This is a genomic window from Actinoplanes sp. CA-142083 (genome assembly GCF_050942195.1).
In the GTDB taxonomy this organism is placed as follows: domain Bacteria; phylum Actinomycetota; class Actinomycetes; order Mycobacteriales; family Micromonosporaceae; genus Actinoplanes.
Genome location: NZ_CP192076.1, coordinates 3,393,882 through 3,419,083 on the forward strand (window position 1 = coordinate 3,393,882; position 25,202 = coordinate 3,419,083).

Annotated in this window: 21 protein-coding genes; 12 read left to right on the top strand and 9 right to left on the bottom strand. The window is 71.0% G+C overall.

Going from position 1 to position 25,202, the window contains the following annotated elements; translation table 11 throughout:
• Window positions 1-44: 44 nt before the first annotated feature.
• The 7 genes from ACQPZX_RS15515 to ACQPZX_RS15545 form a co-directional block, all read right to left on the bottom strand.
• On the bottom strand, window positions 45-2,972 hold the full coding sequence (locus ACQPZX_RS15515) for a M36 family metallopeptidase (RefSeq protein ID WP_433380554.1): 2,928 nt from the start codon (window positions 2,970-2,972) through the stop codon (window positions 45-47).
• Window positions 2,973-3,082: 110 nt separating this feature from the next.
• Window positions 3,083-7,450 (bottom strand): caspase, EACC1-associated type, encoded by a 4,368-nt coding sequence (locus tag ACQPZX_RS15520; protein WP_433380557.1) that lies wholly within the window; start codon window positions 7,448-7,450, stop codon window positions 3,083-3,085.
• Window positions 7,447-7,803, bottom strand: a complete 357-nt coding sequence (locus tag ACQPZX_RS15525; RefSeq protein ID WP_433380560.1) for an effector-associated constant component EACC1 — start codon at window positions 7,801-7,803, stop codon at window positions 7,447-7,449. Before ACQPZX_RS15525 ends, ACQPZX_RS15520 begins: the two co-directional genes overlap by 4 nt.
• Window positions 7,804-7,953: 150 nt before the next feature.
• The gene (locus tag ACQPZX_RS15530) at window positions 7,954-9,492 is read right to left on the bottom strand and encodes an alpha-L-arabinofuranosidase B (protein WP_433380563.1); all 1,539 of its coding nucleotides are present in this window, start codon (window positions 9,490-9,492) and stop codon (window positions 7,954-7,956) included.
• Window positions 9,493-9,645: 153 nt separating this feature from the next.
• On the bottom strand, window positions 9,646-10,320 hold the full coding sequence (locus ACQPZX_RS15535) for a hypothetical protein (RefSeq protein ID WP_433380566.1): 675 nt from the start codon (window positions 10,318-10,320) through the stop codon (window positions 9,646-9,648).
• Between the two features lie 399 nt (window positions 10,321-10,719).
• A complete protein-coding gene (locus ACQPZX_RS15540) occupies window positions 10,720-11,436 on the bottom strand; it encodes a G5 domain-containing protein (protein ID WP_433380568.1) in 717 nt (238 codons plus the stop codon).
• 88 nt (window positions 11,437-11,524) lie between these two features.
• Window positions 11,525-12,256, bottom strand: coding sequence for a maleylpyruvate isomerase family mycothiol-dependent enzyme (locus ACQPZX_RS15545; RefSeq protein ID WP_433380571.1), 732 nt, complete (start codon window positions 12,254-12,256; stop codon window positions 11,525-11,527).
• A gap of 66 nt (window positions 12,257-12,322) precedes the next feature.
• On the opposite strand from ACQPZX_RS15545, the gene ACQPZX_RS15550 reads away from it, so the two are divergent.
• From ACQPZX_RS15550 to ACQPZX_RS15600, 11 genes are all read left to right on the top strand, one after another.
• The gene (locus tag ACQPZX_RS15550; RefSeq protein WP_433380574.1) at window positions 12,323-12,811 is read left to right on the top strand and encodes an RNA polymerase sigma factor; all 489 of its coding nucleotides are present in this window, start codon (window positions 12,323-12,325) and stop codon (window positions 12,809-12,811) included.
• A gap of 2 nt (window positions 12,812-12,813) precedes the next feature.
• Complete coding sequence (locus ACQPZX_RS15555) at window positions 12,814-13,917, top strand: hypothetical protein (protein ID WP_433380577.1); 1,104 nt, start codon at window positions 12,814-12,816, stop codon at window positions 13,915-13,917.
• A gap of 13 nt (window positions 13,918-13,930) precedes the next feature.
• On the top strand, window positions 13,931-14,680 hold the full coding sequence (locus tag ACQPZX_RS15560; RefSeq protein WP_433380580.1) for an alpha/beta hydrolase family protein: 750 nt from the start codon (window positions 13,931-13,933) through the stop codon (window positions 14,678-14,680).
• Window positions 14,680-15,231, top strand: a complete 552-nt coding sequence (locus ACQPZX_RS15565; protein WP_433385257.1) for a phosphatase PAP2 family protein — start codon at window positions 14,680-14,682, stop codon at window positions 15,229-15,231. The genes ACQPZX_RS15560 and ACQPZX_RS15565 overlap by 1 nt, the downstream gene beginning before the upstream one ends.
• 7 nt (window positions 15,232-15,238) lie before the next feature.
• Window positions 15,239-16,009, top strand: coding sequence for a DUF6597 domain-containing transcriptional factor (locus tag ACQPZX_RS15570; protein ID WP_433380583.1), 771 nt, complete (start codon window positions 15,239-15,241; stop codon window positions 16,007-16,009).
• Between the two features lie 10 nt (window positions 16,010-16,019).
• The gene (locus ACQPZX_RS15575; RefSeq protein ID WP_433380586.1) at window positions 16,020-17,192 is read left to right on the top strand and encodes an FAD-binding oxidoreductase; all 1,173 of its coding nucleotides are present in this window, start codon (window positions 16,020-16,022) and stop codon (window positions 17,190-17,192) included.
• Window positions 17,193-17,249: 57 nt separating this feature from the next.
• A complete protein-coding gene (locus ACQPZX_RS15580; protein WP_433380589.1) occupies window positions 17,250-17,474 on the top strand; it encodes a hypothetical protein in 225 nt (74 codons plus the stop codon).
• A gap of 216 nt (window positions 17,475-17,690) precedes the next feature.
• Entirely contained in the window at window positions 17,691-18,590 is a 900-nt protein-coding gene (locus tag ACQPZX_RS15585; RefSeq protein WP_433380592.1) for a DUF1295 domain-containing protein, read from the top strand.
• 75 nt (window positions 18,591-18,665) lie between these two features.
• Window positions 18,666-19,235, top strand: a complete 570-nt coding sequence (locus ACQPZX_RS15590) for a DUF6518 family protein (protein ID WP_433385260.1) — start codon at window positions 18,666-18,668, stop codon at window positions 19,233-19,235.
• Window positions 19,236-19,296: 61 nt separating this feature from the next.
• Window positions 19,297-20,376: an aminodeoxychorismate synthase component I gene (gene pabB, locus ACQPZX_RS15595; protein ID WP_433380595.1), complete on the top strand. Its 1,080-nt coding sequence runs from the start codon at window positions 19,297-19,299 to the stop codon at window positions 20,374-20,376.
• A 78-nt stretch (window positions 20,377-20,454) separates the two neighbouring features.
• Window positions 20,455-21,123 (top strand): hypothetical protein, encoded by a 669-nt coding sequence (locus ACQPZX_RS15600; RefSeq protein WP_433380598.1) that lies wholly within the window; start codon window positions 20,455-20,457, stop codon window positions 21,121-21,123.
• Here ACQPZX_RS15600 and ACQPZX_RS15605 read toward each other — a convergent pair.
• Together ACQPZX_RS15605 and ACQPZX_RS15610 are read right to left on the bottom strand one after the other, a co-directional pair.
• Window positions 21,107-22,057, bottom strand: a complete 951-nt coding sequence (locus ACQPZX_RS15605) for a hypothetical protein (RefSeq protein ID WP_433380601.1) — start codon at window positions 22,055-22,057, stop codon at window positions 21,107-21,109. The genes ACQPZX_RS15600 and ACQPZX_RS15605 overlap by 17 nt on opposite strands.
• The gene (locus ACQPZX_RS15610) at window positions 22,054-22,374 is read right to left on the bottom strand and encodes a hypothetical protein (protein ID WP_433380604.1); all 321 of its coding nucleotides are present in this window, start codon (window positions 22,372-22,374) and stop codon (window positions 22,054-22,056) included. Before ACQPZX_RS15610 ends, ACQPZX_RS15605 begins: the two co-directional genes overlap by 4 nt.
• Window positions 22,375-22,478: 104 nt before the next feature.
• Between ACQPZX_RS15610 and ACQPZX_RS15615 the strand changes: the two genes are divergently transcribed.
• The gene (locus tag ACQPZX_RS15615) at window positions 22,479-25,178 is read left to right on the top strand and encodes a hypothetical protein (protein WP_433380607.1); all 2,700 of its coding nucleotides are present in this window, start codon (window positions 22,479-22,481) and stop codon (window positions 25,176-25,178) included.
• Window positions 25,179-25,202 lie beyond the last annotated feature (24 nt).

A 25,202-nucleotide genomic window follows, 5' to 3' on the forward strand; every position in this document is an offset into this window, starting at 1 on the left:
GCGGGCGGGTCCGAGTGGACCCGCCCGCCTTTTCTAGTGCCGGCTCAGCTGCCGAAGGCCTGGAACTCCGCCGCGCGTACGTTGAGCGCCTGCGCGCTCGCGGTGCCGCAGTCGGTGTTGGCCCGCGGGTCGTTGTCCTGCTCACCGGCGTAGTCGGGACCGCCGGTGCACTGGTTGGTCAGCACCTCGAAGCGCAGGTGCGTCGCGGTCGTCGGGCGGATGTCGAACGACCGCACGATCAGCTCGGGCGCCCGGGGGCGCGGCGCGATCGACGGGAAGGCGTCCGCCTTGCTGGTGTAGACGGTCTTGAAGTCGGCCGCGGACGAGCACGTCACCGTGGCGGACGCGGTGCACGCCGACACCCGGAACTGCCGCAGCGCGGAGAACCGGCTCTGGACCGCGCCGTCGGGGTCGGTGGCGATCTGCGGCCGCAGCATGGCGCTCACCTGCACCCGCCGGACCTTCTGCGCCCCGCCGGCCAGGTCGACGGTGACCTGCTTGCCGGCCACCGGGCTCGCCAGCGACGCCCAGTTGGTGGCCTCGTCGTCGTCGACCAGACGCGCCAGGTTGATGCCGTCGCCGGTGGCCACGGCGCCCGCGTTGCCGGACGCCAAGTTATGCGGCATTCGTACGGTCAGCCGGGACGGCTTGGCCCAGCGGAACGAGGTCGCCTTCACGCGAGCCTCGCCGTAGCCGGGCGCCTGCGCGATGAACGTGTAGGTCCCGGGCACGAGCGAAACCGTGTCGGGCAGCGCCGTCGCCGGGTCGGTGTCGGCCACCGCCACGGCCCGCGCCTGGTAGTTGCCGACGAACAGCTTCGCGTTCGGCACCGGCCGGCCGTACTCGTCCACCGGCCGGAACGCCACGGTCGCCTCCGACGCGTACGGCGAGGAGAAGCTCGGCGTCGGGTTCACGTCCCCGGCGCCGACGCTGGCCGCGCCCTCGCCCAGGCCGCGCTTCGCGAACGCGTTCCACAGCAGCGCCTGGTTGGCCCCGCCGAACCGGACGAGGTCGGCGCCGAGCATCGCGTCCCGCGCGTCCACCATGCTGTTCGCGCTGTTGGCCATCAGCAGGAACGAGTCGAACGCCAGCTGCACCCAGCGCCGGTTGCCCGGGCAGGACGTCACCGGCGTGCGCCCGGCCGCGCAGGACTTCTGCAGCGACGGCGTGCCCGCGCCGTACTTCTTGATCATCGCGGCGCGGATGTCGAAGTTCGTCGCCGTCCACACCTCACCCGAGGCGTGCACCTGCAGGCCGACGAAGTCGTAGTCGATGCTGCTGTAGTTGAGCGGGCTCTGGCTCATGTTGTAGTTGCGGATCCCGGCGATCGGGTCGGACGTGACGTACTGGCCGACCGTGTACGCCCGGATGCCGTGCGGCGCGTAGCCGTTCTCGTTGAGGTACTCCATCGCCAGCTGGTCCGACCAGCTCTCGCTCATGCCCTGCGGGGTGCTGACCCCGGCGTCCGGCCCGGCGACCATGCGGTTGGTGATGGCGTGCGTGTACTCGTGGCCGATGACCGACATGTCGTAGTCGCCGTCCACGCACGGAGCGTAGAACGAGCCGGCGATCGGCTGCCACAGGTACATGTTGGTGATCGGCGCCTCGCCGTCGGGCGGCGTGATCTGGTTGGCGTTGTCGCGCGCCGCGAAGTCCGGCGGCCCGCCGCTGATCCCGCCGGCCTGGGCGTTGCCCTGCTCGAAGTCGTTGCCGAGCCCGCCGCGCCCGAAGTTGTCGTCCTGCATGTTCCAGGTCTTCTCGGTGAAGCCGAGCTGATAGGCCCAGTCATGCATCCGGTTGTGCATGGCGAACAGGTTGGCCCGCGCCGCGTCGATGTCGTTGCGCTGCGCGCTCTCGAACACCGTCGGCGAGCACTTCTCCTTCTGCCACTGGTTGGTCCACTTGTAGTCGTAGTCACGGCTCGGCTTCGCCGTCGCCGTCTCGGTGCCTACGGTGAAGGGATCGCTCGAGTTCCAATTGTGTACGGCCACAGCATTGTTACCGAGCGTCGTGTACGTGGGCGCGCCGTCGAGCACATCCCAGGCGTTCGGCGACGACGCCGTCCCGATCACGTAGTCACAACCCCGCTGCGGCGCGAAGCACCACGTCTGCCGGGTGTCCCGGGACGAGTAGTCCACCGGCGGCGAGGAGGGGAACGCCTCCCACTCGGCGTTGTCGTGGTCGGCGTCGACGATGTCCTCGCGCAGCAGCACGCCGCCGTCGCGGGCGTCGACATAGGTCGTGTACGCGACCGGCTCGGCCCCGCCGAGATTCGCGCCCAGGGTCACCTGGTACGCCGCGCGGGCGCCGCGGTCCGCGGTGGGCACGGCGACGAGGCGGTTCGCCATGACCGTCGGGCTCGCGATCCCCGCGTCCGCGGCTGCGACGCGCTGAGCGTCGGCCGCCGTGAGCGTGGCCGGCTGGGGTGCGGCCGCGTCCCGGGCCAGCGACGAGCTGACGTACCAGACCTGGCCGTCGCGCACGCCGACGGCGAGCAGGCCGTCGTGGCCCGCGACCAGGTCGCCGAAGCGCTGCCGGAAGATCACGGCGGCGCCCGTGCCCAGCGGCGCGGAGGTGAGCAGGTCGAGCGCGTCCGCGCCCCGGTCGGTCAGGCCGAGCACCTCGCGGTTGGCGTCCACGTAGGCGCGGGCGGCCGCGATCGGGTCGGACGGCAGGCCCGCCGCCAGCGGTTTCGCGGCCGGCGTGAGCGCGGCAGGGGTGCCGAAGCTGTTCCAGCGGGCCTTCGCGCCCGCCGAAGCCGCGAGCGACCGCTGCCGTTCGGTAGGCGCGATCTGCCCGCGGCGGTTGTCCTTGGTCTTGTCCAGGTGGTCGTCACCAGGCGTGCGGGCAGCCTCGGCTCGTGCCGGCCCGCCGGGCGCCGCCTGGCCGCCGGTCGGCAGCCCGACGACGACAAGCGCGGTGGCGAGAAGCATCGTGGCGGCTGCCGGTAACGCACGGGATGGTGTGCGCACGGTCCCTCCTAGGTCGAACGGTTATACCGGTCGCCTCGATCCGACCGCACCTGGATGTGCCACGGCATGGGCCGAACATCCAATTTAGAGAGTTGTCGATCTATCGATCGTCACTTGCAGGGCGGGTCGTACGGCACGTCGGTCCCGACGTAGGCGTTCCACTGCTCCGGCGTGATCTTGTCGCCGCCCAGGCGGCAGAGCGTGTCGACCACCAGGCCCGGGTCGATCGCCCACAGCTCGGTGCTCTCGCTCCTCTTCACGGCCAGGAACCGTCCGTCCGGGCTGAACGCCACGACGTCGAGCCCCGAGAGATCCGGCACGACCAGCGATGTCCGCACGCGCGGGAGATCCTGGCGGCCGATGTCCCAGAGATCGATCTCGTCGTTCTCGGTGTCGCCACGCAGCGCGAGCGTCTTGCCGTCGGCGCTGATCGCGATCAGGGTCTGGTTGCCGCCGCCCCCTTGGCCGAGGAATACGACCGGAGTCACGGACAGCCCGTCGGCGCCGACGGTGAAGTCGCGGACCTGTTGCGTTGTGTCGCCGGCGATCAGACGCTTGCCGTCCGGCGTGAACAGGCCGTTGGTCAGCCCGCCCGCGGTGGGGAAGGTGAACCCGCGCAGCGCGCGTGGATGGGCGGGATCGGTGAGGTCCTGGAGGATGATCTCTTTCCGGGTGAAAGCGGCGATCATCGGAGCCGTGGGGGAGAACGCGATGTCCCAGGTGAGCGCCGGGAACGACGACAGGAGCCGGGGCCGGGACGGGTCCGCGACGTCGAAGATCTTCACCGAGGGCTCCACCTCGGGGTGCGGCACCCTCTCGTGGTCGGCGACGGCGAGCAGCCGGCCGTCGGGCGAGAAGGACAGCGCCGCGGCGCCGTAGTCGAGGCCGGTGGTGATCTCGGCGAGCGGCGGGCCGCCCGGCGCGCTCGTCGACAGCAGCACGACGTGCGGACGCTCTTTCACGATTCTCGTGGCGGCGGCCACGGCGCCGTCGGGGCGGAACGCGAAACCACCCCCGGACTCCTGGCCGTACCATTTGTCGACGTCGCCCGTGGTGGCGACGGTGCCGGCCAGCTTGGGGTGCCGGGGGTCGGAGAAGTCGAGCAGCCGGGTGCCGTCCCGGCCGCTGTGCTCGGCCATCAGCGGTGGCCCGGCCGGGTTGAACCGCACCCGGATCGAGAACCCGTTGGGCCCGGCGATCGTCGTCGCGACCGGGCCCGACCGGGCCGGATCGGTGACATCCCAGACGAACACGCCGGCCGTGCCGGCCACCGCGACCGTCCGGAGACCCGCGGCGTCCGGGCGGGCGAGCAACGCCCCGGTCTGCAGGCTTCCGCCGGTCGCGATCGGCATCTTGGCGCTGGGCTCCAGCGTCGACTGTCCCTTGGCCTCCGGCAAGGTTGTCTTCCCGCGTACCCAGGTCTGCACCCGGCCCAGATCGCACGAGGTGATCACAGCGTGGTCGAGCAGGAGGATCGCGTGGATGCGGTCGCAGTCCAGCTCGGCCGGCTGCTGGTAGACCGAGTGGGGACGGCCCGGGTCGGATACGTCGTAGAGGGCCGGGATCTCCCTTTTCAGAGCCGGCGCGTAGATATTTTTCCTGAGCGTGGCGAACGCCAGCCGTTTGCCGGTCGGGTCGAAGGACACCCGGTGCTGGATCATCCGGACGCCGTCCTCGAGCGGCGCGGTCGACCCGGTGAGCCGGGCCCGGGCCACCGGCCGCGCGGGGTCGGTCAGGTCCCAGAGCCGGACCGTGCCGTCGGCGCCGCTGCTGGCCATGAGGCGCCCGGCCGGTGCGAAGGTCACCGAGTCGACCCGGCCGCGGTGACCTGTCACCGGCGCGAGCTCGCGGGGCGACGCCGGGTTCCCGGTGTCCCACAAATGGATCTTCCCGCCGGTCCCGGCGCCGGCGAGCACCCGGCCGTCGGACGAGAACGCCAGGGTGGTGATGCTCTTGGCGTCGGTCGGCAGCGGCCGCACCGGCACGGGGCGGCGCGGATCGCTGATGTCCCAGAGCCGCACCTCGGGCCGGGGAAGCTCGATCTGCGGGAAGCCGGCGAGGACGGCGGAGTTGTCCGCGCCGGGCGGCCCGACCGCCGCAGCCAGCAGCCTGCCGTCCGGCGAGACCGCGACCGGGCCGGTGAGCACCGATGCGACGCGGGACAGCGGCGTGCTGGAGGCCGTGTCCCACAGCAGCAGCTCCGCGCCGGTCGAGAGGGCCAGGACGTTCCCGGCTCGGCCGGAGGCCAGGTCGAAGACCTTGTAGGCGGCGGCGAGCTGGCCGGGGATGCCGGCGCTGTTCAGCACGGCCTGGCCGCCCTGGGTGCGGTCGAGCCGGTAGGCCGCCGTCGCCAGTTGCTTGGCAAGGCCGGGCTGGTTCTCGCGCATCCGGGCCACGACGCCGGCCAGGGCGCGGGCCTGTGCCTGGTTGCGGGAGATCTCGGCCTCGGCGCGCTGCTTGCTGCTCTCCCGCTGGGCCAGCACGGCCACGGCCGCGCCGGCGCCGGTCAGCACCAGCAGCACGACGAGGACCGCGGTCACCATCCGGCGGAGGCGGGTCGCGCGCTCTTCGAGGCCGGTGGAGGCGGCGAGGAAATCGGCCGAGGCGGGTGGGAGGTCGTGGGACTGGGAGCCCTCGCGGGCGGCGGCGAGGCGGCTGCCGCGATACAACAGGCCGGAGTCGCGGCCGCCACTGGCCCAGTTGTCCGCGTCGGCGGCCAGGCGCTGGCTGATGAGCAGCCAATCCCGGTCCTCGTCGAGCCACTCGACCAAGCGGGGCCAGACTCGCAGGAGGGCCTCGTGGCTGAGCCGGACCGAGTCCTGGTCCTGGGTGATGAGGCGGGCGTCGGTGAAGGCTTCCAGGGCCAGGCGGTCGTCGTCGGTCCTCAACAAATCGTCGCGCGACGTAGGCCGTACGGTGTCGGGGGTGTTGTCGCCGACCTGGACCAGGCGCGGAAGCATGCGCCGGAGCGCCTCGCGCGACCCCGCGCCCAAGCTCTCGTAGACGCGCTCGGCGCTGGTCGCCACGGCCAGCTCGACCCCGCCGGCCGCGCGATAGCCACGAACGGTGAGCAGGTTGCCCTCGCGGTGCTGCCACGTCGCGAGCAGCGTGTGGGAGAGCAGCGGCAGGCGGTCGCCGGTGCCGAGCTCGTCGAGGATGAAGTCGGCCAGGCCGTCCGCCAGGCTGAGGTTCGCCACCTTGGCGGGGCCTTCGATCGCGGCGCGCAGCTCGCCGGCGTCCATGGCGGTCACCAGGAATTGGTGCTCCAGCGCGGATCTCAACTCGGGGCGTTCGGCGGCCTGACCGTAGAAGTCGGCGCGCAGCGCGAGCACGACCAGGTGGAGGTGCGCCAGATCCTGCAGGGCGGCAAGGAAACGAGCACGCTCCTCAGTGGACTTGCACAGGGTGAACAGCTGTTCCAGCTGGTCGACCACGAGGACCGAGCGGTCCGTTCCCAGGCGGGCCCGCCGCAGGGCATCCGTCGGCTGTTCGCCCGGGGTGATGGTGGCGACGGGCCGGCCGGCCAGCGACGCCACGAGGCCGGCCTGCAGCAGCGAGGACTTGCCGGAACCGGAGGCGCCGACCACCAGCAGCGGGCGGCCCGCCTCGGCCGCCTCGCCGGCGCTTTCCAGCAGCGCCCGGGCCAGCTTCTCGCGTCCGAAGTAGACCTTCGCGTCGTCGACGCCGAACGAGGCGAGGCCGGGATAGGGGCTGTTGCCCTCGCCGGGCGGCTCGGGCTCGCGGGACGGTGGCGCGGCGCGGTTGACGGCGAGCACGAGCGAGCCGGCGGTGTCGCCGATCTGCCGGCGGGGGAGCGGCGCTCCGGCGGCCCGCAGCCGGCCCCGCAGCCGGTCGTAGACCACGTCGAGGGTGAGCAGGTGGGCGGCCCGGTCGTCGCCGTCGCGCAGCAGCGTGACCAGGGCGCCGGTGAACGTGGTGAGCTCGGCGTCCGAGGGGGCGTCGGCCAGGTTTTCGGCGGAGGCGAGCACGTAGGCGCCGTGCACGGGCGGCGGGGTGAAGCCGGTGGGCGCCGCGTCGGGCAGCTGGGCGCGGCCGGAGAAGCAGCAGTCGAGGATCAGGACGACCGTGGCGGCGGGCGAATCGGCGATGGCCTGGCGCACCGCGGAGAAGGCGAGCGCCTGATGGCCGCTCATCCCGGCGGTCAGCGTGTCGGTGCCGGCGGCCGCCAGGTGCAGCTCGCCGGCGGGGTCGAGCAGGCCGTGGCCGACGAAGTAGACCAGCAGCACCGATTCGGCCTCGGCGGCGGCCTGGGCGACGGCTTGCGCCATGTCGATTGCTTGCGGTGGGTCGATGATGACGCGTACGGCGTCCGGCGCGACCCCGCAGACGTCGGTGAGGGTCGCGGCGACCGCGTGTGCCCCGCGCGCCGCCGCGGGCACCGGCGGCAGGGCCGGCCCGGTGTGGGTGGCGGTGCCGATGACCAGGGCGCGGACGCCGGGGCCGGTCAGGTCGGTCACGGCGGCTCGATCTCGCGGGCGAGTCGCTCCATCTCGGTGCGCAGGGCGGCCATGTCCACGCCCTTCACCCGGGACGCGGTGATCTCGAAGGAGCTGCCGTCGGGGCGCTCGACCTTGACCGTGATGTCGGCGCGTTGCTGCCGCAGCCAGGTGACCAGGACCGTGACCAGCGCCGCCGCGGCGCCGCCGGGGCCGACCGCGACGACCAGCGCTTCCAGCATCGGGCCGAGCTTGTCGTCGGCGGGCGGGCTGTCGCGGGTCGTCACCCGGCCGCGCAGGGCAGGCTCGTCGACGAGCCAGGAACGCAATCCCCGCAACGTGTCCGCGTCGCCCGCCGTGATCGAGACGTCCACGCATCGATCCTAGTGGTAGTGGTCCAGATCAGACAGAACGGCGGCCCGGGACTGGGTTTCCCGGGCCGCCGGCACGCCGCCGACCGCGAGGAGTGAGACGTCGGCGTGTCTGGCCGCCCGGGTTCTGGGGGCCCGGGCGGCCCATCAGAGCTAGGGTGTCCAGGGGGCCGTGGACACCCAGCTCACGTCGTCGGGCCAAGCGGTGGCGGAGTTGTAGGTCGAGCCGCCGTGGGCCGCGATGTACAGGCTGTTGTTGTAATGGCGCAGGTAGCGCAGCGAGAAGTTGTACGACATGTACGAGTTGCCCTGCCCGTTGACGCCGGCCTGCGGGCAGAAGGTCGCGTCGTTCGCAAACAGCGCGCTGCCGTCGTTGGCGTTCAGGTAGAGCTGGTAGTTGGAATGCCGCAGGTAGCTGCCGGACGTGTTGCGCGACTCGAACGAGACGCAGGCGCTGTTGGCCAGCCCGGAACGGACGTACCAGGTGGCGTTGGCCTTGTCGGTCGCCGAGCTCGACGAGGAGACCACGCCGGTGGAGACGGTCGTGCCGGAATGCGTGATGTACCGGGTGGTGCAGCACGCGGTGGTGGCGCGCAGCGAGATGGCCGAGCCGACGGCCGGGCCGGGGCGGGCGACGGTCGCGTACCCGGCGGCGGTGATGTTGGCCTGGACCGAGTTCTCGGTGGCGTCGGACGGGTAGCCCGAGGTCATCACGCCCTCGTAGAACGTGCCGGCGGCGCTGACGCTGTTGTCGCCGCCGATGCCCAGGATGATCGCGCCCTCCTTCTTCATCGGGTTGTAGCCGGAGACGTTGGGCCGCACGCCGTTGTAGTAGGTGGACAGGCCGCCGGACTGCGCGTTGCCGGCCCGGATCGCCCAGTGGTTGGGCTGGCCCTTGACGATCGCGGTGAGGAACCGGTGGCTCACCGACGGGTTGCCGGCGTTGTAGCCCGCGTTGACGCCCGAGAACAGGCCGTTCTCCAGGTCAGCCATCACCCACGGCCCGTTGCCGGCGCCGTAGCCCCAGCCCTTGCTGTTGCCGAAGTAGATGGCCTCCATGTGGCCGTTGCCGGTGTCCAGGCTGCTGGTCTCGGCGTTGCCGTAGTCGAAGCAGCACCCCCCGTTGTAGTGCGTGCCGTCGAAGATGGAGTACATGCCCTCGGGCTGGTCGCCGGTGGCGATGCCGTTGGTGGAGTTGTCGCGGTAGCCGGTTCCGGGCGAGACGAAGACGCCGTACGCCTTGTGGCCGCCGACCGTGACCGGCGCCGCGACCGCGTTGGCGAGGTTGTCGTAGCCGCCCGCGGCCGGGCCCTGGAACCCGCCGGGCGGCGCCTGGGTGAGGTGGTTACCCCTTCCGGACTGGTCGTAGATGATCGTGATGACGCAGGAGGTGCCGGCGCAGAACGAGTCCTGCGCGGCGGCGTTCGCGACCCCGCCGGCCGCCAGCGGCGCGATGTTCTGGGTCGCGTTGTCGGAGGTCCGGCGCACTTGGTAGAGCGAGCCGGCGTAGGCGCCGTAGAGGGCGCGGGTGGTGCTGTGCGCGGCGACGCAGGGGGTGCCGCCGGAGGCGTAGATGTCGCAGGGCTGCGTCGTGGCGGCCTGCGCCGGGGCGGCGCCGGTGAACAGCGCTGCCACCAGTACGCCGGCGGCGGCGACCGGGAGCAGGGCTTTTCGCGTACGGGAACGTGCCATTGCTGACCTCTTCCGTGGCGTGGGGGATGCGGCTCTGCCGGACCGGCGTCGCATCGGGGAGAGCGACGGCGTCGGTCCGTGGAGGCAGGGGGGAGCCTGACGCGGACGGTTTGTGAACGTTAACATAGTTGTCACATCCACAGTGGGCAATGGCTAGTTGAAGGGTGGGCGGTTGACTCCGTAGAGGGCGTGGATCTGGGAAACGCGGATCTCGATGCGCCAGATCTGGGCGCCGATCGCGCCGAGGACCGTGGTGGTGCCGGTCAGGCCCCAGAACAGGTTGTGGCCGGGATCGAGCGCGGCGAACAGGCCGCAGGCGGCAGTGGCGGTGCCGCCGAGGATCAGGCACAGCCGGCACTCCTGGAGGCCTTGGAGGTAGCGGCGATGGGCCATCGGCACCTTGGCGAAATGCGAGGGCGGCGACCACTTCGTCGTGATCCACAACGCCAGCGCGAAGAACAACCACAGCGCGGCGACCGAGAAGTTCCAGGCCACCGTGTTGCCGAGGAAGAACGCGGGCGGTATCTCGAGCCCCGCCACCGCGAACGGAAGGAAGCAGTCGAGGAACGAGGGCGCCCACCGGATGAGGATGCTCAGCGTGAGGTAGTAGTAGAAGATCGCGACGAAGACCATCATCAGCGCGATGCTCTGGCAGATCACCAGCGGGGACGGACTGGGAAAGGCGTTCTGGGCCAGCAGCGCCAGAGCGACGCCCTGGATGATGCTGATGATGGTGATGAAGCCGTTCGGCGACATCTCCAGCGAACGGCGAATAAGAACGTCGCGGGTGAGGGCCTGAATGGCGCCCCCGCGCTGGACGTCGAGCACTTCGGGATATGGTGTCTCGCGTTCGAGAAAATATTCGCGCAGGTGCGGACTTGATGCGGAACCGCCCTGGTGGTACGCCCGTGGGCTCGCTCTGTGCCGTGCCCGGGGTGTCGGTGAGTCGCGTGATTCGATCGCCACGTCAAACATCATGAACCCGCGGTCAATACCATTATCTCGATCTAGCGGGAACCTTTAGTAATCCTTAAGTGATCTGCGTTTCCGCAGTTCTTCCCGCATATCCGGCGTGCCAATGCCGTTACCTGGCTAGTCAGGCAACCGCATTGGCGAAAGCGCAGGTCAGCGCCCGTCACGTCGCTGCTGGTGCGGCGGCGGTGACGCATGGTCGCCGAAAACGGAGGGTAATCGCGTCGCGGTGAGCGCGCAAAGGGACGAAAGCGCCTAACTGTCGCAAGCGGTGCCGTCGCCGTCGCGGTCCAGGTCGTAGATGTCGCTGCCCACGACCGTGACGGGCCCGTCGACGTAGGCGGGGCCGTTCCCGCTGCCGCCCGCGCAGTCGACGTCGGAGGCGATTGGCACACACGGTGTGTAGTTGGGATCGCAGCCGTTGGACGCGGGCTTGGTGCCGACCGCGATCACCTTGGTCACCGGCTTCTTGGTGACGGTGTCGCTGATCAGCTTGCGGCCGGTCTCCTTGCCGCCGGTCATGGTGACCTCGTAGGTCAGCGTGCGCACGCCGGCGACGCCCTTGGTCGTCACCTTGGTCTTGCCCTCGGCGAGGTTGTCGTCGTCGACCTTCTTCGTCGCGAACGCGACCGACTTGGTGACCTTCACGGTCTTCTTCGTGACGGCTTTCGTCGTGACGAGCGGCGCCGGCGTGGCGTCACTCGACCCGGTGGCGGCCGGGTCGACGGTGACGGACTCCGTAGTGGGTTCCTCGACCGGCGCGTCTCCCACGGCCCCCGCCTCGGCGGCCGCGGGCGTCTCGACGATCGCCGGCTTCGGATCGCCGGACAGCGCGCCGGCCACCGCCGCGCCCCCACAGCACGGCAGCACCAGGGCGGCCGCGATCAGGCCGACCCGCTGGATCGGCGACAGCCGGGCCCAGAAGCCGGGCCGCTGCGGCGGTGGTCCCCACAGGGGAGTCTGACTCGTCACCGCGCCAGTGTGGTTTCCGGCGCTGACCGGCAGAACCGCCGTTCGGCCGACCACCCCTCCCACGAAAGATCCGAAACATGAACACTTCTTACGCGTAGTTGCGCAGCAGGTGGAGCGCCGTCTCGGCGTACGGCCCCTGGGTCCGCAAACCGGAATCCGCCGGCGCGAGACGGCGCGCGCCCACCCGGCAGAACGCGCCGGCGCTGCCGGTGATCGACGACGCGGCCGCGGGATCGCCGAACCGCCACACCGAGCCGTCCGGCGCGGTCAGCTCGGCGAACACCTCGGGCGCGGGCTCGCCGGCCAGGCGGAACGCGTACGGCAGGGTGCTGTGCCCCAGCCAGGCGATGTGCCGCAGCCGCATGGTGTCCGGATAGTCGAGGCCCAGCGGGGTGGCCACGTCGAGCGCGTGCGCCCAGTGCTCGGCCAGCCGGGTCGTCGCCAGCGTGCGCGGCTTGAACGCGGCCGCCACCCACCGCACCGGCGCCTGCGGATCGGCGGCCCGCAGCGCGGCCACCGAGGCGCGGCGGGCTGTCCGCCAGCGCTCGAAGACCTCGGCGGGCGGCGCCGGCTGGCTGCGGACCATCGCCTCCATGGCGCTGTCGACCGAGTCGCCGAAGACCGCCCACTCCAAGGGCGCCCCGCTCACCGCTAGCGTCACCGCCTCCTCGGTCTGGGCGAGGTGCAGCACCACGTCGGCCACGCTCCAGCCCGCGGCGGCCGACGGCGCGACCCAGTCGGCGGGGGAGAGCTTGCTGAGCAGCGCCTCGATCTGATCCTGCTCGGCCTCGAGATCGTCCACGACATCCGGCGAAGTCATGCGACCATACTGCGCCGGGAACCCCGGCCGGGGGAACCGCGTGTACTGAGCATGGTGGTTGCGACTATGGCGGTCGACGAGGGCTCGTCACACGCGGAGTTCGAGGCGTTCTACCGGGCCAACGTGGACCGCGTCTACCGGGCCCTGGCGGTGACGCTGCGCCGCGACGACCTCGCGCAGGAGGCGGCCGACGAGGCCATGGCGCGGGCGTACGCGAAATGGGCGACCGTGCGGCACCTCGACAACCCGGCCGGCTGGGTGTTCCGGGTCGGGCTCAACTGGGCCACCTCGTGGTGGCGCAAGGTGCGCCGGGAGCGCCCGCCCGCCGATGACGCCGACCACCCGCAGCACGCGCCGTCCGACACCGCGGTCGTGGCGCGCGACGCCCTCGCCGCGCTGCCGGCGCCCCAGCGGGCCGTCGTGACCTGCCGGATCCTGCTCGACCTGAGCACCGCTGAGACGGCCGCGGCCCTGGGCCTCAACGAAGGCACGGTGAAGAGCCGGCTCTCCCGCGGCCTGGCCGCGCTGCGGACCACCCTGACCGACAAGGAGTGACGATGAACGAGATTCCCCGAGAGGTCGAGGTGGCGGTCCGGGCGGCGGCGAGCGCGACCGGCGGGTACGCGGGCAAGCTCGACAACGTGTACCGCCGTGCCCGGCGGAACCGGCGCCGGCGGCTGGCGGCGACGTCGGCCGGCGTGGCCACGGTGGTGGCGCTGGCCGGCGTGGCCCTGGCGCTGCGCTCGGTGGAGAAGCGCGAACCCGCCCTGCCGCCCGCGACCGGACTGCCGAGCCCGTCGGCGGAGGTGCCCGCCCAGCGGCTCATGCTGGACGGCGCCAATGGCGTCTACGAGTCGGGGCCCGGGCTCACCGTCGACCTCAGCGGCACGACGAGGGTCGGCGAGCTCGTGCCCGGCGACGAGATCCTGCCGCATTGGGTGGACGGCGCCGACGGCTGGGACCGGTTCGTGGGGCTCGACGACGGGCGGATCGTCGCGCTCGGCGCGCACGACCTGATGCCCGGCACGCCGCGCTCCGACGGCGTCGACGTCGAGGGCCTGCAAATCAACCTGGTGGTCACCGCGGCGGACGGCGCCGTTCAGCTCAAGCGGGACGTGCGCCGCAAGGGCGAGGCGGTGTCGATGCTGACGGCCGACAGCACCGCGGCGTACCTGTGGCGGCCGGCCGGCCTGGTCGAGCACGACCTCGGATCCGGCCGGGAACGGGTGCTGGTGCCGCACAAGGCGCTCGGCGGCGGGATCCGGGCGGCCGACCTCGTGGGGAACCGGCTGGTGCTGGTCCGGGACTCCGCGCCGTGCACGCCCGTGCTGTTCGACACCATCTTGGGGCAGCAGATCGACCAGTTCCCGCTGCCGACGCTCAGCTGCGCCTGGGTGGGCGCTGTGCGTCTCTCGCCGGACGGGGAACGAGTCGCGCTCACGTACGGGAAAAGCGATCGCGCCCAGGGCGAGCGCGTCACCGGGATCCGCTTCTCGGACCGCGCGATTCTGGTGGATCAGTGGATCGCGAGTCGCGGCGGGAAGGTCGATCAGCCTCTCGTGAGCTTCGCCTGGCAGGACGCGACGACGCTGCGCGGCGCGGTGGTCCCGGTCGGGCCGGGAACGTCGAAAATCACACCGTTCCTCATCACGACCAGCTGATAACGTCCCGATCATGACGTTCGCCGCCACTCCCGCGGTCACCTTCGCCAGTGGCGGCGAGACGCTGCTCGGCGTGCTGCATCTGCCGGGCGGCGACGGGCCGCACCCGATTGTGGTGCTGCTGCACGGGTTTCCGGGCAACGAGCGGAACTTCGACCTGGCGCAGGAGCTGCGCCGCCAGGGGTACGCGGCGCTGGTGTTCCATTACCGCGGCTCGTGGGGCGTGGGCGGCGACTGGTCGTGGGCGCACGTCCTCGAAGACGCGGCGGCCGTGGTGGCGGCGGTGCGCGAGGATCCCCGGCTCGACCCGCGGCGGGTGGCGGTGGTGGGGCACAGCGTGGGCGGGTTCGCGGCGCTGATGACGGCGGCCGCGGATCCGGCGGTCCAGGCGGTCGCCTCGGTGGCCGGCTTCGACCTCGGCGCGGCGGCCGCTTCGCCGCACGCTTCTCTCGTGGCGGACTGGGCCGGCGAGCTGTTGCCCCTGCGGGGGACCAGCGCCGAGGCTCTGGTCGCCGAGATGGAGGCGGCCGGGCCGTCGTGGCAGCTGGCCGGGCTGGCGCCGCGGCTCGCGGGGCGACCGGTGCTGCTGATCGGGACCGGTCGCGACCCGGTGTCGCCGCCGGAGGTGCATCACCATCCGCTGGTTTCGGCGTACGGCGGGAGCCGGCTGGAGCATCACGTCTTCCCGACCGATCACGCGCTCTCCGACCACCGGGTGGCGCTGTCGCGGACGGTTGCCGAGTTCCTCGACCGGCATCTGTGATCGCGCGGCTGCTCACCGAGGTCTTCGCGCCCGCGGTGCTGGCCGCCGTGATGCCGGTGGTGATCGGGGCGCACGCCGGCAACGTCGGGTGGGGGCTGGTGGGCGCTCTGTTCTGCGCGGTCGTCCCGTACGGGATGATCTTGCGCGGCGTGCGCCGCGGCAGCTTGAGCGACCGGCACATCGGCGTGCGGTCGCAGCGGACCGGGCCGCTGCTGTTCGGGCTCGGGTCGGTGCTCGCCGGGATGGGGCTCCTGGCCGCCGGCGGCGCGCCGCGTGAGCTGATCGCGCTGATCGTGGCGTCGTTCGCCGGCGGAGTCATCGCCACCGGGATCAACCATTTCTGGAAATCGAGCATCCACACGGGAGTGGCCGCCGGGTCGGCCGTCGTGCTGGTGATCGTATTCGGACCGGTTCTGCTGACTTCCGCGGTGGTGGTGGCGGCCGTGGGGTGGTCGCGGGTGCGGCTCGAGGACCACACAATCGCCCAGGTTGTGGTGGGGGCGGCGATCGGCGCGGTCGTGGCGGGCGTCGTCTTCGGGCTGTTGCGATAATCGCGGGATGGCCGGGCAGACCTATCGGGAGATGCCGCCGGTCGCCGCGCTGGCCGGGCACGTCTCGATGACGTGGGTGCAGCAGGTGGGCGCGACGCCGTACGTTCATCGCAGCGTGCCCAGCGGCGGGGTCGAGCTCGTGTGCCGGGTGGGTGCGCCGCCGTTCGTCGTCGGGCCGCTGACCGGGCCGCGAATCGAGACGCTGGCGCCGGGGAGCACCGTGGTGGGCCTTCGCTTCCGGCCCGGGGCGGCGGCTGCGGTGCTCGGCGTGCCGGTGCCGGAGCTCGTGGAGGCCGGGGCGGCGGGTGACCCTTCCGACGTTCTGGCGGCCCTGCAAGAGCTGGTGGGCCGGCGCGTGGACGCGGTGGACCCGCTCGTGGCGGAAACAGTGGGCCGGCTGATGGCCGGGCGGACCGCCGGCCTCGGCTCGATCTGGTCGTCGCTGGAGGTGTCCGAGCGGAGCTTCCGCCGCCGGTGCCGGTCGGCGATCGGGATGGGACCGAAGGCGCTGCACCGGATTCTGCGGTTCCAGGGCTTCCTCGCGCGGGCGCAGGCAGCGCTGGCGCGGGGACGGCGCCCGGCCGAGGAGGGACTGGCCCGGCTCGCCGTCGATGCCGGCTACGCCGACCAGGCCCACCTGACCCGGGAGTGCGTGCGGCTGACCGGGGACACGCCGCGGCGGTTCCTGGGCGACGTCGAGCGGTCCTGCGGGTGCGGGCACGACCACGGGGTGTCGATGGCCGTTCTGTTCAATAACGGCGGTCCCAGCCGGCCTTAGCTTTCGGGTCATGAAGATCCTGGTTTCCTGTACGTCCGGGGAAGACGTTGCCGAGGCCATCGCCCGGGCGCGGCGGGACCGGCTGGCCCGCGCGGTCCGCAGCGGCGGGCATTGCTTCGCGGGCCGGTCGTCCGTCGACGGGATCGTCATCGACGTGTCGCCGATGCGGTCGGTGTCGGTCTCCGGTGACGTGGTGACAGTGGGGGCCGGCGCGCGGCTCGGCGAGATCTACGAGTCGCTGGCGGAGCACGGCCTGACGATCCCCGCCGGGTCCTGCCCCACGGTCGGCATCGCAGGGCTCACCCTCGGCGGCGGGTTCGGCTTCCTCGGCCGCAGCCGCGGCTTGACCTGTGACAGCCTGCTCGCCGCGCGGGTGGTGCTGGCCGACGGGCGGACGGTCGACTGCGACGAGCAGCGTGATGCCGACCTGTTCTGGGCGCTGCGGGGCGCGGGTGGAGGCCAGTTCGGCGTGGTCACGTCGCTGACCTTCCGGGCCGGTCCCACGCCGCCGGACACGACCTTCCGTCTTGCCTGGCGACCCGCCGACGCGGTCAAGGTGATCGAGGCGTGGCAGGACTGGGCGCCGGACGGGCCCGACGAGCTGGCCGCGAGCCTGCTCCTCACCGAGGAGGGACCCGTCGTCTTCGGGTCGGCTGCCGCTGACTTGCTTGATGCCTTTGTCGCGATGGCCGGCGTCGAGCCGCTGTCCGCGGCTCCGTTCCACGAGGAATTGGCTTTTCGCGACACGTTCAGCAAATCGGGGTTCTTCCGCCGGCGGGTGCCGGCGGAGGCGCTTGTGGAGCACTTCTATGGCGAGCGGGTGCCGGGACAGCGCCGGGAGCTCGACTTCACGCCGTGGGGTGGCGCCTACAACCGCGTTCCGGTGCGTGCCACGGCTTTCGCCCACCGGGACGCGAGGTTTCTGCTCAAGCACTCGGTGACGGCGGTCGGCGACGCTCGAGAATGGCTGCGCCGTTCCCACGCGCTGGCGGCGCCGTGGGGGACCGGCGGCGTGTATCCGAACTTCCCGGATCCTTCGCTGACGGATTGGGCGCGGGCCTATCACGGGGTCAACTACGCGCGTCTGCGACGGGTCAAGGCGCGGTACGACCCGGACGGCTTCTTCCGGTTCCACCAGGCGATCCCACCGGCCGAAAAGGTTTCGACCGAGATCATCCGTTGACACTGTAGAAACCGAGATTTCGGCGGCACCCACACCGCGTCGGCGACCATCGGCGGCGTGTGGTCGCTGGGCCGCATCCGCACCACCGTCACCCTGACGCCGGCGGTCCTGGGCGGCGCGCCCGGCGTGACCGGCGCACCCACGCCGGTGACCGTGACGACCTGGGCGCTGCCGTGGCCGCAACTCCTGCTCGCCGCGGCCATCGTCGCGGTCGCTCTGGTGGCCCGCCACCGCCGTCGCCGCTTCCGCCGCCTCCTCGCCGAGGTTAGTGAGGGTCGCTGACCGAAGCGGAGGCCGGGGAGGGTCGCTGACCGAAGCGGAGGCCGCGGAGGGTCGCTGACCGAAGCGGAGGCCGGGGAGGGTCGCTGACCGAAGGCGAGGCCGAGGAGGGGCGCCGACCGAAGGCGAGGCCCCGGGAAGGTCGCTGACCGCATCGGCGATCCCCCACAAAACGGACCGGGCGCGTCGAAGGAGACGCCGAGCGCCTACCCTCGTCGCATGGCAGCGGATGATCGGCCGATCGGGTTCGCCATAGTGACGGGCGCCTATGTCGCGGCCGGGCTAGCCGCGTGGGCCGTCGCCGCCGCGGTGGCGGGCGCCCACCCGCTGGTGGTCACGCTCGTCGCCGACCTGGCCGCCACCGTCGTCGTGTTCGGGGTCAGCGTGCTGGTCCGCAACGCGAGCCTCTACGACCCGTACTGGAGCGTCGCCCCGCCGGTGATCGTCCTGGCCTGGGTGTGGTGGCGCAACGGCGGCGATCTCGCCGCCGTCAGCGAGCGTCAGCTCACGGTTCTGGTGCTCGTGCTGGCCTGGGCGGTGCGGCTGACCGCCAACTGGGCGTCGTCGTGGCGGGGCCTCACCCACGAGGACTGGCGCTATGTGCAGCTGCGCGAGCAGCGCCCGTCCTGGCTGCCGTTCTGGGTGGTCAACCTCGTCGGCATCCAGCTGATGCCCACGCTCGTCGTCTTCGCCGGCCTGCTCTCCGCCTGGCCCGCCGTGACCGTGCTCGACCGTCCGCTGGGGTGGCTGGACGTCCTGGCCACGCTGGTGGTCGTGCTGGCCGTGGTGACCGAAGCGGTCGCCGACCGGCAGGTGCGCTCGTTCGCCCGCGATCCCGCCAACCGCGGCCGCGTCCTCGACCGGGGCTTGTGGCGGTATTCGCGGCACCCCAACTACCTGGGCGAGATCGCCTTCTGGTGGGGGTTGTGGCTGTTCGGGCTGGCCGCCGCGCCCGGCTGGTGGTGGACGGTCCTCGGCCCGATCGCGATGGTGCTGCTGTTCGTCTTCGTCAGCGTGCCCCTGATGGATCGCCGATCGGTCCAGCGCCGCCCGGCGTACGCCGATCACATGCGCCGCGTGCCGGCGCTGCTCCCGCTGCGTCTCCACCGCGGGGTCTGACACTTTCGGCCGACCCGCCATCTGTCCCCGGATCGAGGCGAGACCGGCTTCCGTATCCCTATCCTCCGGGTCGTGATGATCGTCGTTGCCCCGCTCGCGGGACTCCTGCTGGGGTTCCTCGACTTCGTGTGGATCAAATACGTGCCGTTCCCGCTCGGCGGCCTCGGCAATTCCATGGCGGTGTGGGCGGTGGCAGCCTTCCTTGTTACCCGGCGTTCGCGGTGGAACTTGCCGGCAAGCGTCATCGGCGCGGTGATGATGCTGGTGGTCGCCGTCCCCGCCTACTACCTGGCGGCGGCGCTCATTCAAAACGACGAGCTTTCCCAGGCGTACGCGTCATACGCGCTGATCTGGATGGCCCTGGGTGTGGTGGCCGGCGGGATTTTCGGCGCGGGCGGCTACCTTGCGCGCGTTCCCGGGCGTCTCCAGCGCGTCGCCGTGGCGCTTCCCGGCTCGGTGTTGTTCGCCGAGGCGGCGATCGAGCTGCTCCGCGCCGGCGACCCGTCCTATGGCGTCGCCGAGCCGCTCATGTTAGCCGCGATTCTCATCGCTCTCGGCGTGGTGGTGTCGCGTCGCGCATTGCTGTTCACCATTCCGCTGGCCGTCCTCGGTTTCGTGGTGTTCTCCCTCACTGGTTTTCGCTGAGTTTCGGGGGTGCCATCGGCGTAGCCTCGTCCGGGAAATGAACGCGCGATTCGATGATCTGATGTCCGGGAGTGCGGTGGCCTGCCCGCCGCCGCATCGTGTCCTGGTCGCCGAGCGGCCCGACGAGGTGGCCGGGGTCCTGGCCGAGGTCGAGGCGTCCGGGGAATGGGCGTACGGCTACGTCTCCTACGAGGCCGCCCCGGGCCTGGATCCACTGCTGCCGGCCTTTCCGCGCGGCGAAAGTGAACCGCCGCTCGCATGGTTCGGCCTCTGCGACGAGCCGCAGCCGGTCCCGGTGATCGCTTCGGTAAGCCCTCGCCCGACCCGATGGACGCTCGATTGGAGCGAGGGCGAGCACCGGCGCGCGGTCGAGGCGGTCCGGAAATACATCGAGGCCGGGGAAACATATCAATGCAATCTCACCGGCCGGCTGCGGGCGGCCTTCGAGGGTGATCCGCTCGACCTTTATGCGACTCTCGCCGCCGCACAGGGTGGCGCGCTCAACGCGTACGTCGAAATGGGCTCTTTTGTTGTTGCCTCCGCCAGCCCTGAGTTGTTTTTCGAATGGGCCGGCGACCGGGTGCGGACGCGACCGATGAAGGGAACCGCGGCGCGCTCGCCCGCGCATGACGAGGAGATCGCCCGGCGGCTCCGGAACAGCCCGAAGGAGCAGGCGGAAAACCTGATGATTGTCGACCTGCTGCGCAACGACCTGGCCAAGGTCGCGGCGACCGGCAGCGTCGAGGTCACCGAGCTGTTCGCGCTGGAACGCTATCCGACGGTGTGGCAGATGACGTCGGAAGTGGTCGCGCGGCTGCGCGAGGATTGCGGGCTCGTCGACATCTTCCGGGCGCTTTTCCCGTGCGGCTCGGTGACTGGGGCGCCCAAGCGCCGCAGCATGGAAATCATCCGCGACCTCGAAGGCGGCCCGCGCGGCGTCTACTGCGGCGCGGTGGGCCTGATCGCGCCGCCCTCGGAGCCGGTGCGAGCCCGATTCAACGTCGCGATCCGCACCGCCGTCATCGACCGCCGCACCTCGACCGCCGTCTATGGCGCGGGCGGCGGGATCACATGGGGCTCCGACCCGGCCGCGGAGTGGGCCGAACTGCTGACGAAGGCGTCGATCGCCGGGCGGCTGTGAGCCTGTTTCAGGTGCAGGGCGTCCGTCGTGGTTGGATCCTTGGATGCGCATGTCCCTCGATGTTCGCCGGGAGCCCTGGTGAACGCGGGCCGGTGGGCGGCCGCGCTGCTCTCCGTCGCTGGAGCCGTCCTGCTGGTCGACCGCACGGTGCCGGCCGCGGATCTCTCCGCCGTCGTCGCGCGGTGGTGGCCGCTTGCTCTGCTTGCTCTGGGTGCGATCGGTGTGCTGCGGCTGCTGCCGGCCTCCGGCGCGATGACCGGTCCACTGTTGCTGGTGATGGTCGGTGGCGTCGCCCTTCTCTTCACGCTCCGGCCACTGCCTGGCTGGGCGGGCCCGTTGGTCCTGCCGCTGCTCCTGCTGGCCGGGGGGATCGGGCTCTCGCTGGTGGGCCGGCGGGAGCGTGCGGCGCAGCCGGACGACCCCACCGTCCGGCGGGAGGTCTTGGTCGCCTCCGGCAACCCGCTCGAGTGGGATCCGGGTCAGCAGCCGTTGTTGCTGATGCGGTCGCTGGTCGGAGGCTGTCTGTTGACAGTCAGGAAAGGTCCGGTCAAGGGGATGGTGGACATACGGGCCGCGTTGTCCGGCATTGACGTCGTCGTCCCGCGAGGATCCACTGTGCACCTGTATGCGCGTGGCCCAGGCCTTCGTCGAACCGTCACCGCGGACGAGGCTCCGCCGGACGTCGCCGATTTGCGAATTGTCGTGCTGTCGGCGTTCTCGACGTTGAACGTCAGGGCTGGTTCCTAACGGCGAACCGGTGCAGGGCCTCTATCACGATCGTCATGTCGGAATCCGTGGGCGCGTACCGCACCGAGGCAGTAGTGTCGCCCATCCACAGTCGGCGCAGATGGTCGTTGACAGTCCGCTCCGCGGCGGTGTCGGGCGGCATTTGGAGGCGCATCTCCTGATAGAGCCGCAGGCGGTAGACATCGATGGCGGCTCGTACCGCGGCGCCGTAGTTCTCCGCCGCGGCGAGGGCCGCCCGGTAAGCGACAACAGCGCCGATCAGCAGGGCAAGGGGCAGCCACCACCACAGGGAGAACCTGATCAGGAGGCCGAAAGATCCCACGCCGGCAACGGCCAGCGAAAGGCAGAGCCGGCAGGCGGTGTCCAGTTGATTGCGGTGCAGGTTGACGTAGGACAGAACCGCTTCGGGCAGGGCGTAGTGCAGTCGCGGCCAGAGATCGATCGCGCGGATGCCGTACGCGGCTCCGGCCCTTTCCTCGAACGCTTTGAGCCGGTTTCCGAGCGACATGGGAAGGGTCGCCGCCGGGAAGTGCTTCAACTCATCCTCGGCCTCCGCGGCCTCCGGCAGGTCTTCGTACGCCTCCATCAGGAACATCAGCCGGTCCCGTCGGCGCTCCTGCAGCCAACGGCCGAGATCGCCGAGTCTGCGCGTCGGTCCCCAGCTCGCCCAGTACCCCTCGAGCAGCCGGATCGAGGACAGCTCGAACGGCTCGAGCAGCAGCGCGCCCACCGCGACCACGGCTACCGAGATCGCGGCGCCCGCCCAGCCGTAATCGCGTGCGCGATCCACCATCGTGCCGAAATCGGGAGAAGTCAGGGGTGCTCCGCTGAGAATCAGCGCTCCGATGAGACTGACAAGGAACGCGGCCGGAAGGGCGTTGACGAGCTTGAATCTTGTGGGAAGGTCGCCGACGGCCTCGATGGGTGAGGTCATGAGCGATCCCGCAGGTGAGCCGGGCACCGGAAGTCCTCCGGGCCATGAATTCCGGGCTGGTATTCCACCTCGACCGAGGGATTTGGGCACCCGCGCTTGAAGCAGCGAACGCTGATCTTCTCGCCGAAGGCGGCCATTCGCCGCTCGCCGGGATGTCGCGAGCAGAATGACCCGAGTGCCTGAGCCTCGTGGATGAAGCGTCTCCAGCCACAGTCGACACGTTTGCACACCGCCAGGTACCCAGGATGCTTGCCGGGGAGGTTGCCGGTCGCGAGGCCGAGCAGGGTGGCCAGCAGGCCCCACAGGGCTGAACGCATGTGGCACCCCCACCTCGTCTTGAGGACGGAGAGACGCTATGCCATTGCCCACCGTAATTCTGTCGCTTGCGAGACAGTGTCAGTGATCGGGGTATTTGCATGCGTTGGCTAGACACGTCCGCATGCGCAGACTACTGGGGTCAACGCTTCTGGTCATGGCATTGGTGGTGGGGGCGGCCGGGCAAGCGGCCGCCGCGCCGCCGCAGGCGCCGTCGGGGAAGGGCGACGGCGGATGGTCCGTTGAGGACGGGCGGCTCGTCTGGCGGGCCGACAGGAAAGTGCCGATGGGGGACGCCGCCGTCGAATTCTGGGCGGGGGACAAGCTGCTGGGCAGGCCGCGACCGGCGGCCGACGGAAAGAGCTTCAGCCTCGACCTCGGCAAGGTGGAAAGCCTCGATGAGCTTTCCGTCCGGGCCGGCGGCAAGCGGATAGACAAGGCGCCCGATACCCGGGCGCTGAAGAAGAGCAGCATTTCCGCGGGGCCGGACACGCAGGCGGTCAATGCCGTCGATCCGGGAAAGCCGGGCCCTTACCGTTCCGTCACCGGCGAGTACGACCTGGCGCCGGTCAAGCTCCCGGATTTCCCGGAGAAAGTGGAGATGCGGGCCGTCGTGGTGGCGCCCGTGGGCATCAGCGGGCCACGGCCGCTCGCGCTCTTTCTGCACGGCCGGCACACGGTCTGCTATCGCGGCGCCGACGAGGACGTCCCGCAGGAATGGCCCTGCCCGGAAGGCACCGAGCCGATCCCGAGCTATCGCGGCTATCTGCAGGCGCAGCGGCTGCTGGCCTCGCAGGGATACGTGACGGTGTCCATTTCGGCCAACGGCATCAACGGGCAGGACTGGGATTCCGAGGACGGCGGCGCTCAGGCGCGGTCGTCGCTGGTGCGACTGCACCTGGCGAAGTGGGCCGATTGGGCCGGCAAGGACCGGTCAAAAGCGCCTTCGATCGTACGGGCCGCGCCCCGGCCCGACATGGCAAAGGTGTTCCTGATGGGACACTCGCGCGGCGGCGAAGGCGTCAGCCGGGCCGCCATGGACACGCTCACGCCGCCGCCCGCGGCTCAGGACGGTTACCACGGATCGGTGCGGTGGACGGTTCGCGGACTGTTGCTGATCGGGCCCACGATTTTCGGCCACGACCCGGTTCCGGACGTGCCGTCGGCGACGATTCTGCCGGGCTGCGACGGGGACGTCTCGGACCTGCAGGGGCAGATGTTCGTGGACGCCACGCGCGGGGTCAGCGCGGGGAAGGCGTTGCACAGCGCCCTCTACGTGGTGGGAGCGAACCACAACTTCTTCAACACGGAATGGACGCCGGGACAGTCGGCGGCGCCCTCCTTCGACGATTTCTGGAGCGGTGACGAAACGGATCCGCTCTGCTCACCGGGGCAGCCGACGCGGCTGACCGCGCCGCAGCAACAGAATGTGGGCGCGACCTACATCGCGGCGGCGGCCCGGCTGTTCGTGGCCGGCGATGACCGGGTGCGGCCGTTGCTCGACGGAAGCGGCCGGCGCGTGCCCAGCGCGTACCCGGCGAAGGTGCTCAGCCACGCACTCGGCGGAAATCGCGCCGCCCTGCTCGCGCCCGATCCCAGCGTGCGGGTTTCCGCCGGTGGGCGGATCTGCGAGCAGATCAGCGACGACGAGGCGAAAGCCTGCCTGGACCCGGAAGCCGTCAATCCGATGGGGGCGCATTTCACAGCCTTCTATCCGGTCGTCCCGGAGGAAGGGCGCTACGCGGCGGAGCTGAGTTGGAGCGCGGCGGGAACGCCGATCCGGTTCACCCCGGCAAAGACGGTCGACGCGCGCGGCAGTCAGGCGCTCGCCATGCGGGTGATCGTGCCGCCGAATTCGACCGGAACGAGGCTCGGCGTCACCGTGGTAGGGGTCGACGGGCGGCGGACTCAGCTCGGCGACGTGCGGATCGACGGGCTGCCCGGAACGCAGTTCACGACCTCGTATTGGGGTCAGGAAGTGCGGGTGCCGTGGCGCGGCGGAAAGGTCGCGGCCGTCGAGCTGACGCCGCGGACGACTGCCGGCAAGGCATGGCTGATCGACGCGTGGGGCTGGAATCCGGGTACGCCGGATCCGCGGGAGAAATCGTTGCCCCGCATCGACATCGGCAAACTTGTGGTCGCCGAAGGTGATTCGGGAACGAAGACCTATGAGGTTCCGGTGAAGGTTTCCGGGCACGGCGGTGCCGTGGTGCGGCTCTTCCTGCTCGACACGTCGACCTTCGTGGTCAAGTCGTGGCTCGCCACCGTGCGGCCGGGCGATCGGACCATCAAGGTGCCGGTGTCGGTCACCGGGGACACGCTGTACGGCGAGGGCGAGGCCACCTGGCTGCTCGCCAAGGCGCAGAAGGGCCTCGTGATCGGGGACTATCTCGGCGGGATCGACGTGACCAACGACGACCCGGCGCCGGTGTTCTCGGTGGCGTCGACCTCGGTCAGCACGGCCGAGGGCGGCACGCTGACGTGGCAGCTGTCGCTGTCGGCGCCGACCGAGACGGGCTACTGGGCCGCCACGTTCGTGCAGCCCCTCGCCTCGGGGGTGGAGCTGTCCACCACCGACGTGGACGCGGAGTGGTTCGAGCAGAACACCTTCGAGTCGGTCCTGCCGTCGCGGCCGCTGTCGGAGACGACGCTGACGCCGTACACGTTCTTCGAGCCGGGGGCGACCACAGCGACGCTGACCGTGCCGACGATCACCGACGACGTCGCCGAGCCCGACGAGCAGATCTCCCTGAAGTTCTTCGACCCGGAGGGCGCGCCGGACCTGACCGGCACGGTCACCGACTAGGAAGTGAGGCGGGCGTCCCGCGAG

What these genes read in the sequence shown, in the direction of transcription:
- ACQPZX_RS15545 (WP_433380571.1), bottom strand. Translation starts at nt 12,256, where the DNA reads ATGACTTCGCCGGATGTCGTGGACGATCTCGAGGCCGAGCAGGATCAG.
- ACQPZX_RS15605 (WP_433380601.1), bottom strand. Translation starts at nt 22,057, where the DNA reads ATGACCTCACCCATCGAGGCCGTCGGCGACCTTCCCACAAGATTCAAG.
- ACQPZX_RS15590 (WP_433385260.1), top strand. Translation starts at nt 18,666, where the DNA reads ATGATCGTCGTTGCCCCGCTCGCGGGACTCCTGCTGGGGTTCCTCGAC.
- ACQPZX_RS15575 (WP_433380586.1), top strand. Translation starts at nt 16,020, where the DNA reads ATGAAGATCCTGGTTTCCTGTACGTCCGGGGAAGACGTTGCCGAGGCC.
- ACQPZX_RS15550 (WP_433380574.1), top strand. Translation starts at nt 12,323, where the DNA reads ATGGCGGTCGACGAGGGCTCGTCACACGCGGAGTTCGAGGCGTTCTAC.
- ACQPZX_RS15555 (WP_433380577.1), top strand. Translation starts at nt 12,814, where the DNA reads ATGAACGAGATTCCCCGAGAGGTCGAGGTGGCGGTCCGGGCGGCGGCG.
- ACQPZX_RS15585 (WP_433380592.1), top strand. Translation starts at nt 17,691, where the DNA reads ATGGCAGCGGATGATCGGCCGATCGGGTTCGCCATAGTGACGGGCGCC.
- ACQPZX_RS15530 (WP_433380563.1), bottom strand. Translation starts at nt 9,492, where the DNA reads ATGGCACGTTCCCGTACGCGAAAAGCCCTGCTCCCGGTCGCCGCCGCC.
- ACQPZX_RS15610 (WP_433380604.1), bottom strand. Translation starts at nt 22,374, where the DNA reads ATGCGTTCAGCCCTGTGGGGCCTGCTGGCCACCCTGCTCGGCCTCGCG.
- pabB (WP_433380595.1), top strand. Translation starts at nt 19,297, where the DNA reads ATGTCCGGGAGTGCGGTGGCCTGCCCGCCGCCGCATCGTGTCCTGGTC.
- ACQPZX_RS15570 (WP_433380583.1), top strand. Translation starts at nt 15,239, where the DNA reads ATGGCCGGGCAGACCTATCGGGAGATGCCGCCGGTCGCCGCGCTGGCC.
- ACQPZX_RS15560 (WP_433380580.1), top strand. Translation starts at nt 13,931, where the DNA reads ATGACGTTCGCCGCCACTCCCGCGGTCACCTTCGCCAGTGGCGGCGAG.